The organism is Pseudomonas sp. LBUM1672 (assembly GCF_059695655.1).
In genome coordinates this window covers 4,317,304-4,329,324 of the sequence record NZ_CP166781.1, presented here as the reverse complement: position 1 = coordinate 4,329,324, position 12,021 = coordinate 4,317,304, and the positions used below count along the sequence as shown (strand labels likewise).

Annotated in this window: 6 protein-coding genes, 2 tRNA genes and 3 rRNA genes; 7 read left to right on the top strand and 4 right to left on the bottom strand. The window is 54.6% G+C overall.

Annotated elements, in window-relative coordinates; all coding sequences use genetic code 11:
* Positions 1–17: 17 nt before the first annotated feature.
* A complete protein-coding gene (locus ACA053_RS19680; protein WP_497393473.1) occupies positions 18–746 on the bottom strand; it encodes an SDR family oxidoreductase in 729 nt (242 codons plus the stop codon).
* A gap of 92 nt (positions 747–838) precedes the next feature.
* On the opposite strand from ACA053_RS19680, the gene ACA053_RS19675 reads away from it, so the two are divergent.
* Positions 839–1,411, top strand: coding sequence for a TetR/AcrR family transcriptional regulator (locus tag ACA053_RS19675; protein ID WP_497393471.1), 573 nt, complete (start codon positions 839–841; stop codon positions 1,409–1,411).
* Here the strand turns inward: ACA053_RS19675 and ACA053_RS19670 are convergent.
* Both ACA053_RS19670 and rhtA read right to left on the bottom strand, forming a co-directional pair.
* The gene (locus ACA053_RS19670) at positions 1,398–1,679 is read right to left on the bottom strand and encodes a hypothetical protein (protein WP_109633470.1); all 282 of its coding nucleotides are present in this window, start codon (positions 1,677–1,679) and stop codon (positions 1,398–1,400) included. The genes ACA053_RS19675 and ACA053_RS19670 overlap by 14 nt on opposite strands.
* Before the next feature lie 168 nt (positions 1,680–1,847).
* Positions 1,848–2,735: a threonine/homoserine exporter RhtA gene (gene rhtA, locus ACA053_RS19665; RefSeq protein WP_109633468.1), complete on the bottom strand. Its 888-nt coding sequence runs from the start codon at positions 2,733–2,735 to the stop codon at positions 1,848–1,850.
* Positions 2,736–3,407: 672 nt separating this feature from the next.
* On the opposite strand from rhtA, the gene ACA053_RS19660 reads away from it, so the two are divergent.
* The 5 genes from ACA053_RS19660 (at position 3,408) to rrf (ending at position 8,640) form a co-directional block, all read left to right on the top strand.
* A 16S ribosomal RNA gene (locus ACA053_RS19660) occupies positions 3,408–4,946 on the top strand.
* Between the two features lie 83 nt (positions 4,947–5,029).
* Positions 5,030–5,106 (top strand) — tRNA-Ile (locus ACA053_RS19655).
* A gap of 27 nt (positions 5,107–5,133) precedes the next feature.
* A tRNA-Ala gene (locus tag ACA053_RS19650) sits at positions 5,134–5,209 on the top strand.
* A gap of 250 nt (positions 5,210–5,459) precedes the next feature.
* Positions 5,460–8,351: ribosomal RNA gene (locus ACA053_RS19645) — 23S ribosomal RNA — on the top strand.
* Between the two features lie 173 nt (positions 8,352–8,524).
* Positions 8,525–8,640: ribosomal RNA gene (gene rrf, locus ACA053_RS19640) — 5S ribosomal RNA — on the top strand.
* The 16S, 23S and 5S rRNA genes sit together here with 2 tRNA genes alongside, the layout of an rRNA operon.
* Before the next feature lie 111 nt (positions 8,641–8,751).
* Here the strand turns inward: rrf and ACA053_RS19635 are convergent.
* Complete coding sequence (locus ACA053_RS19635) at positions 8,752–9,675, bottom strand: TIGR03571 family LLM class oxidoreductase (protein ID WP_497312677.1); 924 nt, start codon at positions 9,673–9,675, stop codon at positions 8,752–8,754.
* Between the two features lie 275 nt (positions 9,676–9,950).
* Here ACA053_RS19635 and mrdA point away from each other — a divergent pair, with 275 nt between their 5' ends.
* The gene (gene mrdA / locus ACA053_RS19630) at positions 9,951–11,843 is read left to right on the top strand and encodes a penicillin-binding protein 2 (protein WP_497393470.1); all 1,893 of its coding nucleotides are present in this window, start codon (positions 9,951–9,953) and stop codon (positions 11,841–11,843) included.
* The last annotated feature ends 178 nt before the right edge of the window (positions 11,844–12,021 follow it).

Here is a 12,021-nt window from a genome sequence, read left to right as displayed (position 1 = left end):
GTAGGGGAGGGAAGGGCTTACCAGCGTTCGTTCCAGGGGCGCAGATCCAGCTCGAAAGTCCAGGCGTCCCGGGGCTGGTTGTGCAAGTACCAATAGTTCTCGGCGATGTGCTCGGGATTTAGGATGCCGTCCTCGTCCTTGGTTGCGTACTTCTCCGGAAAACTGTTGCGAATGAAGTCGGTATCGATGGCGCCGTCGACCACGACGTGGGCAACGTGAATATTCATCGGTCCCAGTTCCCGGGCCATGCTTTGGGCCAGCGCGCGAATCCCGTGCTTGGCGCCGGCGAACGCTGCAAATCCCGCCGCACCGCGCAGGCCTGCGGTGGCGCCGGTGAATAGAATCGTACCTCGTTGGCGCTTGGCCATTCGTTTGGCCACTTCACGCGCGTTGAGGAAACCCGAGAAACAGGCCATTTCCCAGATCTTGAAATACTTGCGGGCGGTTTCTTCGAGAATGCTGCACGGCACATTGGCGCCTATGTTGAAAACGAACGCTTCGATGGCGCCGATCTCGGTTTCAATCTGCTCGACCAGCGCAATCACGTCCTCTTCCTTGCGCGCATCACAAGCAAATCCGTGGGCGTCACCGCCATTGGCCTTGATTGCATCAACCAACGGCTGGAGTTTGTCCGCGCTGCGACGAGTAACGCAGGCAATGAAACCTTCCTGGGCAAAACGCTTGGCAATGGCGCCGCCGGTGGCATCACCTGCACCGACAACCAGTACGACCTTCTTATTATTCATGGGTAGATCCTTTTGCTAAACGATCGTTAACTGAACGAACGTTATGCTAGGATTCGGCAGGCGTCAAGACGATCAACCCTGAGGGCAAGGCAATGCGTTACTCGGCCAATCACAAGCTGGAAACAAGAGAAAAACTGCTGACAAGCAGCGCGGTGTCGGCCAAAAAGTCCGGTTTTTCCACGGTAGGTGTCGATGGGCTGATGAAGGCGATCGGCTTGAGTGGCGCTGCTTTCTACAGCCATTTTTCGTCGAAGGACGCGCTCTTCGCCTCGATTGTCGAACGCGAGTTGAGCCAAAGCCTGGAGCGATTGGGGGCTGATCAGGATCGCGGCAGACTGGAACGTTGCCTGAAACATTATCTGAGCATGTCCCATGTCGAACATCCGGAGTCCGGTTGTGCATTACCGGTACTGGGAGCTGAAATTGCCCGTTCGGATATCGCTATTCGTCAGCAGGCGGAAGTCTGGATTTGTCAGTTGCAGGCAAGTTGGGCGAGGGTTTTGGAAAGCGACAGCCTGGCATGGGCAATTCTGTCGCAGTGCATCGGTGCGCTGGTCGTGGCGCGAATGCTGGCCACTGCGGACATTCAGCGCACTGTGCTGAAGTCCAGTTACGATGAGATTGGCCGCCAGATTGCCGGGCGGCAACAACCTATTTGCAAATGACAATCATGCTTCGGCTGGTATAGCCGGCAGGATTGAGACCAAATGGGTAATCGCCTGGCTCTTCCACGGCATCCCCCGACTTGGCGATGACCTTGTAACCCTTGGGTGCGCACGAGTTGACGGCGCTGGTGTAACACTTGTCCCAGGATGACGAAAGCCCTGAACAGTTGATATGCAGCCCTTTCTTGCCATGTTTGACTTGTGTTTTCGATGTCGCCGCGCAGCCCGCAATTGCGAGTACGGCGACCAGAAGCAAAATTCGTTTCATTACTGTCCTTATAGCGTTCCCGGATCTCGTGCCCGGGTGTGGCTGCATTCGCTTTCGCTTGAAGCGTTCTGATATCCCTATCCTGAAAAATCCATGTCTGACACTGGCTTGCGGGCCTAAACATGGCCTAATTGAGCGGTAAATACCAGACCTGCGTCAAATCCTGTATCAATCCGCCGCGACCGCTGGCTTGGCGGCACTTCCCATGGTCATGGTCGCCCCGACTGAAGCCAGGATGATGCACATGATCGCCATCCACTGTGACAGCGTGAGGTATTCCTGGAGAAACAGCAGGCCAGACAGCGCACCAATAGCCGGTTCAATGCTCATCAATGTGCCGAAGGTCCGGGTCGGCATTCGGGTGAGCGCGATCATCTCCAGCGTGTAGGGCACCGCTGTGGATAGAAGGGCGACACCGATGGCCACGGGGATCAATGATGGAGTCAGCAGCGCGGCGCCGGCATGGACGATGCCGATAGGGGCGACGAACAGTGCGGCAATCATTACACCCAGTGCCGCGGTCTGCACGCCATTGTCGGCGCCCGCCTTCTGGCCGAACAGGATGTACAGTGCCCAGCACACACCCGCACCCAAGGCATAACCGGCACCTGCAAGGTCGATTCCCACCGTCGTCGCTCCTGTCGGTATCAATAGCAGCAAGCCGATGGCCGCCAAGGCTATCCACAAGAAGTCGATCGCGCGGCGTGAGGCATAGATCGCCACCGCCAGTGGTCCGGTGAACTCCAGGGCTACGGCAATACCGAGGGGGACGGTGCGCAAGGACATATAGAAGAGAAAGTTCATGCCGCCCAGTGCCATCCCGTAGACGATGACGGTACGCAGGGATTTTGCGGTGAGCTTCGCCCGCCATGGGCGCAACAGGATCAGCATGATCACACTGGCGAAGAGCAGCCGCAGGGTGGTGGTCCCCTGGGCGCCTATAATCGGGAACATGCTTTTGGCCAGTGAAGCTCCGGACTGGATCGACGCCATGGCTATTAATAGCAGGCCAACCGAGAACAGGGTCGAGGCGAGGCTGCGAGGGTGGTCATTCATTGCGTGGCATCGTCCGAAGTGGAAGGCGAGAGTGTTGTTCTGTGTGTATTGGGCAATATACTGCGCATTCTCGACGGTTGCGTCTATATATAAGGAGTGATTTTGAATATCCTGATAGAAAAGCCAAATCAGGGGTTGACGGCAGATTCTGGAAGTCTATAATTCGCCCCACTTCCGGCGCAGTCGAAACGGAAAACTCCTTGGTAAACAAAGAGTTACGCAGTTTTCGACAGCGGGTTGCTTCAGGTCATCGAAGCCCAGAAGGAGTTGATCAAGCGGGTTTGTGTGGCTTGATTGACGGTTCGATCTTCTCGGTCGAAAGCGGAGAAAAAGAGGTGTTGACAGCAGCGAGTAACGCTGTAGAATTCGCCTCCCGCTAACGAGAGATCGGAAGCGCAAGTGGTTGAAGTTGCAAAGGAAACTTTGAAAACTTCTGAAAATAACCGCTTGACAGCAACAGAGGCTGCTGTAGAATGCGCGCCTCGGTTGAGACGAAAGATCTTAACCAACCGCTCTTTAACAACTGAATCAAGCAATTCGTGTGGGTGCTTGTGGAGTCAGACTGATAGTCAACAAGATTATCAGCATCACAAGTTACTCCGCGAGAAATCAAAGATGTAACCAACGATTGCTGAGCCAAGTTTAGGGTTTCTTAAAAACCCAAAGATGTTTGAACTGAAGAGTTTGATCATGGCTCAGATTGAACGCTGGCGGCAGGCCTAACACATGCAAGTCGAGCGGCAGCACGGGTACTTGTACCTGGTGGCGAGCGGCGGACGGGTGAGTAATGCCTAGGAATCTGCCTGGTAGTGGGGGATAACGCTCGGAAACGGACGCTAATACCGCATACGTCCTACGGGAGAAAGCAGGGGACCTTCGGGCCTTGCGCTATCAGATGAGCCTAGGTCGGATTAGCTAGTTGGTGAGGTAATGGCTCACCAAGGCGACGATCCGTAACTGGTCTGAGAGGATGATCAGTCACACTGGAACTGAGACACGGTCCAGACTCCTACGGGAGGCAGCAGTGGGGAATATTGGACAATGGGCGAAAGCCTGATCCAGCCATGCCGCGTGTGTGAAGAAGGTCTTCGGATTGTAAAGCACTTTAAGTTGGGAGGAAGGGCATTTACCTAATACGTAAGTGTTTTGACGTTACCGACAGAATAAGCACCGGCTAACTCTGTGCCAGCAGCCGCGGTAATACAGAGGGTGCAAGCGTTAATCGGAATTACTGGGCGTAAAGCGCGCGTAGGTGGTTTGTTAAGTTGGATGTGAAATCCCCGGGCTCAACCTGGGAACTGCATTCAAAACTGACAAGCTAGAGTATGGTAGAGGGTGGTGGAATTTCCTGTGTAGCGGTGAAATGCGTAGATATAGGAAGGAACACCAGTGGCGAAGGCGACCACCTGGACTGATACTGACACTGAGGTGCGAAAGCGTGGGGAGCAAACAGGATTAGATACCCTGGTAGTCCACGCCGTAAACGATGTCAACTAGCCGTTGGGAGCCTTGAGCTCTTAGTGGCGCAGCTAACGCATTAAGTTGACCGCCTGGGGAGTACGGCCGCAAGGTTAAAACTCAAATGAATTGACGGGGGCCCGCACAAGCGGTGGAGCATGTGGTTTAATTCGAAGCAACGCGAAGAACCTTACCAGGCCTTGACATCCAATGAACTTTCCAGAGATGGATTGGTGCCTTCGGGAACATTGAGACAGGTGCTGCATGGCTGTCGTCAGCTCGTGTCGTGAGATGTTGGGTTAAGTCCCGTAACGAGCGCAACCCTTGTCCTTAGTTACCAGCACGTAATGGTGGGCACTCTAAGGAGACTGCCGGTGACAAACCGGAGGAAGGTGGGGATGACGTCAAGTCATCATGGCCCTTACGGCCTGGGCTACACACGTGCTACAATGGTCGGTACAGAGGGTTGCCAAGCCGCGAGGTGGAGCTAATCCCAGAAAACCGATCGTAGTCCGGATCGCAGTCTGCAACTCGACTGCGTGAAGTCGGAATCGCTAGTAATCGCGAATCAGAATGTCGCGGTGAATACGTTCCCGGGCCTTGTACACACCGCCCGTCACACCATGGGAGTGGGTTGCACCAGAAGTAGCTAGTCTAACCTTCGGGAGGACGGTTACCACGGTGTGATTCATGACTGGGGTGAAGTCGTAACAAGGTAGCCGTAGGGGAACCTGCGGCTGGATCACCTCCTTAATCGACGACATCAGCTGCTCCATAAGTTCCCACACGAATTGCTTGATTCATTGAAGAAGACGATAAAGAAGCAGCCCGAAATTGGGTCTGTAGCTCAGTTGGTTAGAGCGCACCCCTGATAAGGGTGAGGTCGGCAGTTCGAATCTGCCCAGACCCACCAATTTTGTGTGGGAACCTGTAGAAATACGGGGCCATAGCTCAGCTGGGAGAGCGCCTGCCTTGCACGCAGGAGGTCAACGGTTCGATCCCGTTTGGCTCCACCACTACTGCTTCTGTTTGTTGAAAGCTTAGAAATGAGCATTCCATTGTGATGATGGTGAATGTTGATTTCTAGTCTTTGGATTAGATCGTTCTTTAAAAATTTGGGTATGTGATAGAAAGATAGACTGAGCGTTACTTTCACTGGTAACGGATCAGGCTAAGGTAAAATTTGTGAGTTGCTCTTAATTGAGTATTATCGAATTTTCGGCGAATGTCGTCTTCACAGTATAACCAGATTGCTTGGGGTTATATGGTCAAGTGAAGAAGCGCATACGGTGGATGCCTTGGCAGTCAGAGGCGATGAAAGACGTGGTAGCCTGCGAAAAGCTTCGGGGAGTCGGCAAACAGACTTTGATCCGGAGATGTCTGAATGGGGGAACCCAGCCATCATAAGATGGTTATCTTAAGCTGAATACATAGGCTTAAGAGGCGAACCAGGGGAACTGAAACATCTAAGTACCCTGAGGAAAAGAAATCAACCGAGATTCCCTTAGTAGTGGCGAGCGAACGGGGACTAGCCCTTAAGTGGCTTTGAGATTAGCGGAACGCTCTGGAAAGTGCGGCCATAGTGGGTGATAGCCCTGTACGCGAAAATCTCTTGGTCATGAAATCGAGTAGGACGGAGCACGAGAAACTTTGTCTGAATATGGGGGGACCATCCTCCAAGGCTAAATACTACTGACTGACCGATAGTGAACTAGTACCGTGAGGGAAAGGCGAAAAGAACCCCGGAGAGGGGAGTGAAATAGATCCTGAAACCGTATGCGTACAAGCAGTGGGAGCCCACTTTGTTGGGTGACTGCGTACCTTTTGTATAATGGGTCAGCGACTTATTTTCAGTGGCGAGCTTAACCGAATAGGGGAGGCGTAGCGAAAGCGAGTCTTAATAGGGCGTCTAGTCGCTGGGAATAGACCCGAAACCGGGCGATCTATCCATGGGCAGGTTGAAGGTTGGGTAACACTAACTGGAGGACCGAACCGACTACCGTTGAAAAGTTAGCGGATGACCTGTGGATCGGAGTGAAAGGCTAATCAAGCTCGGAGATAGCTGGTTCTCCTCGAAAGCTATTTAGGTAGCGCCTCATGTATCACTGTAGGGGGTAGAGCACTGTTTCGGCTAGGGGGTCATCCCGACTTACCAAACCGATGCAAACTCCGAATACCTACAAGTGCCGAGCATGGGAGACACACGGCGGGTGCTAACGTCCGTCGTGAAAAGGGAAACAACCCAGACCGTCAGCTAAGGTCCCAAAGTTATGGTTAAGTGGGAAACGATGTGGGAAGGCTTAGACAGCTAGGAGGTTGGCTTAGAAGCAGCCACCCTTTAAAGAAAGCGTAATAGCTCACTAGTCGAGTCGGCCTGCGCGGAAGATGTAACGGGGCTCAAACCATACACCGAAGCTACGGGTATCACTTAGGTGATGCGGTAGAGGAGCGTTCTGTAAGCCTGTGAAGGTGAGTTGAGAAGCTTGCTGGAGGTATCAGAAGTGCGAATGCTGACATGAGTAACGACAATGGGTGTGAAAAACACCCACGCCGAAAGACCAAGGTTTCCTGCGCAACGTTAATCGACGCAGGGTTAGTCGGTCCCTAAGGCGAGGCTGAAAAGCGTAGTCGATGGAAAACAGGTTAATATTCCTGTACTTCTGGTTATTGCGATGGAGGGACGGAGAAGGCTAGGCCAGCTTGGCGTTGGTTGTCCAAGTTTAAGGTGGTAGGCTGGAATCTTAGGTAAATCCGGGATTCTAAGGCCGAGAGCTGATGACGAGTGTTCTTTTAGAACACGAAGTGGTTGATGCCATGCTTCCAAGAAAAGCTTCTAAGCTTCAGGTAACCAGGAACCGTACCCCAAACCGACACAGGTGGTTGGGTAGAGAATACCAAGGCGCTTGAGAGAACTCGGGTGAAGGAACTAGGCAAAATGGCACCGTAACTTCGGGAGAAGGTGCGCCGGTGAGGGTGAAGCATTTACTGCGTAAGCCCATGCCGGTCGAAGATACCAGGCCGCTGCGACTGTTTATTAAAAACACAGCACTCTGCAAACACGAAAGTGGACGTATAGGGTGTGACGCCTGCCCGGTGCCGGAAGGTTAATTGATGGGGTTAGCTAACGCGAAGCTCTTGATCGAAGCCCCGGTAAACGGCGGCCGTAACTATAACGGTCCTAAGGTAGCGAAATTCCTTGTCGGGTAAGTTCCGACCTGCACGAATGGCGTAACGATGGCGGCGCTGTCTCCACCCGAGACTCAGTGAAATTGAAATCGCTGTGAAGATGCAGTGTATCCGCGGCTAGACGGAAAGACCCCGTGAACCTTTACTATAGCTTTGCACTGGACTTTGAATTTGCTTGTGTAGGATAGGTGGGAGGCTTTGAAGCGTGGACGCCAGTTCGCGTGGAGCCAACCTTGAAATACCACCCTGGCAACTTTGAGGTTCTAACTCAGGTCCGTTATCCGGATCGAGGACAGTGTATGGTGGGTAGTTTGACTGGGGCGGTCTCCTCCTAAAGAGTAACGGAGGAGTACGAAGGTGCGCTCAGACCGGTCGGAAATCGGTCGTAGAGTATAAAGGCAAAAGCGCGCTTGACTGCGAGACAGACACGTCGAGCAGGTACGAAAGTAGGTCTTAGTGATCCGGTGGTTCTGTATGGAAGGGCCATCGCTCAACGGATAAAAGGTACTCCGGGGATAACAGGCTGATACCGCCCAAGAGTTCATATCGACGGCGGTGTTTGGCACCTCGATGTCGGCTCATCACATCCTGGGGCTGAAGCCGGTCCCAAGGGTATGGCTGTTCGCCATTTAAAGTGGTACGCGAGCTGGGTTTAGAACGTCGTGAGACAGTTCGGTCCCTATCTGCCGTGGACGTTTGAGATTTGAGAGGGGCTGCTCCTAGTACGAGAGGACCGGAGTGGACGAACCTCTGGTGTTCCGGTTGTCACGCCAGTGGCATTGCCGGGTAGCTATGTTCGGAATAGATAACCGCTGAAAGCATCTAAGCGGGAAACTAGCCTCAAGATGAGATCTCACTGGGACCTTGAGTCCCCTGAAGGGCCGTCGAAGACTACGACGTTGATAGGTTGGGTGTGTAAGCGCTGTGAGGCGTTGAGCTAACCAATACTAATTGCCCGTGAGGCTTGACCATATAACACCCAAGCAATTTGCTTGCTTCGAGCCCAAAGGCGAAAGAGCACCAGATTGCGGTGTGTGAAGACGAAACGAACCGAAAGTTCGAGATACTCACAAAACACCAAGCTGTCACATACCCATTCGCTGGAGCGTGAACCCGCAAGGGCCCACGACCTGGCTACCGAATTTCTTGACGACCATAGAGCATTGGAACCACCTGATCCCATCCCGAACTCAGCAGTGAAACGATGCATCGCCGATGGTAGTGTGGGGTTTCCCCATGTGAGAGTAGGTCATCGTCAAGATTAAATTCCGAAACCCCAATTGCGAAAGCAGTTGGGGTTTTGTTTTGCCCGCAGGAAAGTGGCGCAAAGAAAAGGGCAGCCTGATAACTGCCCCAGGATCCGTCTGCGTCGTTAGTGAAACTTCGGCAGTACGTGTTCTGCTATTTCTTCAATAACCTCCGCCACAGGGCGTTCGCTACGACGCACGTGCAAGCCGACATGCTGCACACCTGCCTCACGTAACGCCTGAAGCTCATCAATCAAGGCCAGCCGTCCACAACTCCCACCGAAGCGCACACGTCGCATGGGGGTATGAGGATTAGCTGCCAGATCCAGGTGTACAAAGCTGATATAAGGTTTATCACCTCCTACTTCCCGCCACAGTTCCACTCGACGCCGATGCTCATCCGGCGCTCCAGGGTAGGCGAGCCAGCCATCCATGTGTTCACCAATCCATGCTGGTGATTGCTGGCCCAGACCTGCCACCAGTAACGGCGCAGAGTGATCGCGCTCCGGAAGCAATCGAGCCCCCTCAGGCAATCGACCTTCACCCTGACTGCGTATCAACTCAACCGTGTCGCGAAAAGTCTCCCCGCGCTGATCGTAATCCACCCCAAACAACGGATATTCCATCGGCCGGTCACCACTGGCCACCCCAAGCAACAAACGCCCATCACTCAGTTCATCAACACTGTTCGCTGCCTTGAGCGTTAACCAAGGCTGACGCAACGGCAACACAACTGCCGCCGTGCCGAGCATGATGTTGTCGGTGATCCCGGCCAGATACCCAAGGTAGGAAAAGGTTTCGAAGACCTGTGCCGCATCGCCAAAGTTGGGGTCGTAAACCGGCACATCACGTACCCAAAGGGCGCGAAAACCGGCATTGTCAGCCAAACGCGCCATCGCCGCGTGCTGCTTCAAATCCGGAACTCCGAACGGCCGATCTTCAGCAATCCGCAGCCGCTGTCCATCGCTGGACCAATCGTTATCCAGTGGCAGTTCCAGTCCGATGGAAAACCCATTCGAACCGACTAATCGTTGAAATCGCGGATGCATGAAAAGACTCCCAGAAAACGAAATGGAATGACATGCACCCAGTATCTACAGGCCCGCCTGCAAGAAAAATGCATGAATCGGAATATCAATCTTGAACAAAACGCACGAGTTACAGAAAAAACCGACTGTCGTTTTGGCCCTCAAGGACAACCGTTCGAGAAAATCGGGCTAAAGTGACCGCTTGGTTTTTGGTATGGTGCAGCTCGTTTTTTAACGGACTGATGAAAAGCCTACGGATCGGTGCCCCCTTTTTTAGTCAAAGAGCTGCTGCAGAAATGCCCCAACCGATACCCATCAAGGACCACGAAAAAGAGACGCGCCTGGTCAACAAGAGACTGATGGCTTGCGCCCTGTTTGTCGTCGCTATTACCTGCGCACTAGTGGTGCGCATGTATGTCCTGCAAGTGGTTGAATTCGACTATCACTCCACAATCTCCGAAAGCAATCGCGTACATGTCCTGCCGATCACCCCCGCGAGAGGGCTGATCTACGACCGCAACGGTGTAGTCCTTGCAGACAACCGTCCCAGCTTCAACCTGACCATCACCCGCGAACGCGCCTCCGACGTCAAAGAAGAACTGGATGAGGTGGTCGATCTCCTGCATTTACCCGCCGAGGATCGGACACTGTTCGACAAGGCTATGAAGCAGGCGCGCCACCCGTTTGTGCCGGTCACCCTGCTCTACGAGCTCAGTGAGCAGCAAATCGCGGTACTCGCGGTCAACGAGTTCCGTCTGCCGGGGATCGATGTCGAGCCCCAATTCGTTCGTCACTACCCGTTGGGCGCGCACTTCGCGCACTCGATCGGCTACGTCGGTCGCATCAACGAAAAAGAATCCAAAGCCCTCGATACGGTGGAATATCGCGGCACCCAGTCCATCGGCAAGACGGGCATCGAAAAATTCTACGAGTCGCAGTTGCATGGCCAAGTGGGTTACGAAGAAGTCGAAACCAACGCTCAGGGTCGCGTACTGCGAGTGCTCAAGCACACCGATCCGATCCCCGGCAAAAACATAGTCCTGAGCCTGGACGTCAAACTTCAGGAAGCGGCCGAGGAAGCCTTGGGCGATCGTCGTGGTTCAGTGGTGGCGCTCGACCCGTCGACCGGTGAAGTGCTCGCGATGGTTAGCAAGCCCAGCTTCGACCCGAACCTGTTCGTCACCGGCATCAGCTTCAAGGAATACGCGGCGCTGCACGACTCCATTGATCGGCCGCTGTTCAACCGCGTCCTGCGCGGCCTTTACGCGCCGGGTTCGACCATCAAGCCCGAGGTGGCCATTGCCGGTCTCGATGCCGGCGTTGTCACCCCTCAGACTCGCGTCTTCGATCCCGGCTACTACCAACTCCCGGACTTCGATCACAAATACCGCAACTGGAACCACAGCGGGGACGGCTGGGTGGACATGGACGCGGCGATCATGCGCTCCAACGACACCTACTTCTACGACCTTGCCCACAAGCTGGGCATCGATCGCCTGCACGACTACATGGTGATGTTCGGGCTCGGCGAAAAAGTCTCGCTGGACATGTTCGAGGAGTCAGCCGGGCTGATGCCCTCCCAGGCCTGGAAGCGTGCCACGCGCCGTCAGGCCTGGTTCCCGGGCGAGACGGTCATCCTCGGCATCGGCCAGGGTTACATGCAGGTCACGCCGCTGCAGCTGGCCCAGGCCACCGCGCTGATCGCCAACAAAGGCGTGTGGAACCGGCCGCACCTGGCCAAGACCGTGGACGGTGTTGCGCCGGTGGACGAGCATCCGATGCCGAACATCCTGCTCAAGGACCCGCGTGACTGGGAGCAGGTCAACCATGGCATGCAGATGGTGATGCACGACGCCCGCGGGATTGCCCGAGCGGCGGCACAGGGTGCTCAGTACCGCATCGCCGGCAAGAGTGGTACCGCGCAAGTCGTCGCGATCAAGCAGGGCGAGCGCTACAACCGGGCGAAGACCCTGGAACGTAACCGCGACAACGCTCTGTTCGTCGGCTTCGCTCCGGCTGAACACCCGAAGATTGTCATCTCGGTGATGATCGAAAACGGTGAGGCCGGTGGTCGTGTCGCCGGCCCGGTCGTGCGGCAAATCATGGACGCCTGGTTGCTCGATCAGGACGGCCATCTCAAGCCGCAATACGCCACGCCGAGCAAGGCACCGGGCGATCCACACGTCTAAGCAATCAAGGATTGATGGTGTCTGGTAGATCGCCTTCGCGAGCAAGCCCGCTCCCACAGGTGACCGCGTTCTTTCAGAGGAGTGCGGTCATCTGTGGGAGTGGGCTTGCCCGCGAAGAACGATAACGCGGTCCACCTGACAGAACACAAGCGCCATAAGGCACTTGCCATCGCCCTGA

Coding starts and splice junctions, on each gene's coding strand:
- ACA053_RS19680 (WP_497393473.1), bottom strand. CDS start 746: ATGAATAATAAGAAGGTCGTACTGGTTGTCGGTGCAGGTGATGCCACC.
- ACA053_RS19675 (WP_497393471.1), top strand. CDS start 839: ATGCGTTACTCGGCCAATCACAAGCTGGAAACAAGAGAAAAACTGCTG.
- ACA053_RS19670 (WP_109633470.1), bottom strand. CDS start 1,679: ATGAAACGAATTTTGCTTCTGGTCGCCGTACTCGCAATTGCGGGCTGC.
- rhtA (WP_109633468.1), bottom strand. CDS start 2,735: ATGAATGACCACCCTCGCAGCCTCGCCTCGACCCTGTTCTCGGTTGGC.
- ACA053_RS19635 (WP_497312677.1), bottom strand. CDS start 9,675: ATGCATCCGCGATTTCAACGATTAGTCGGTTCGAATGGGTTTTCCATC.
- mrdA (WP_497393470.1), top strand. CDS start 9,951: ATGCCCCAACCGATACCCATCAAGGACCACGAAAAAGAGACGCGCCTG.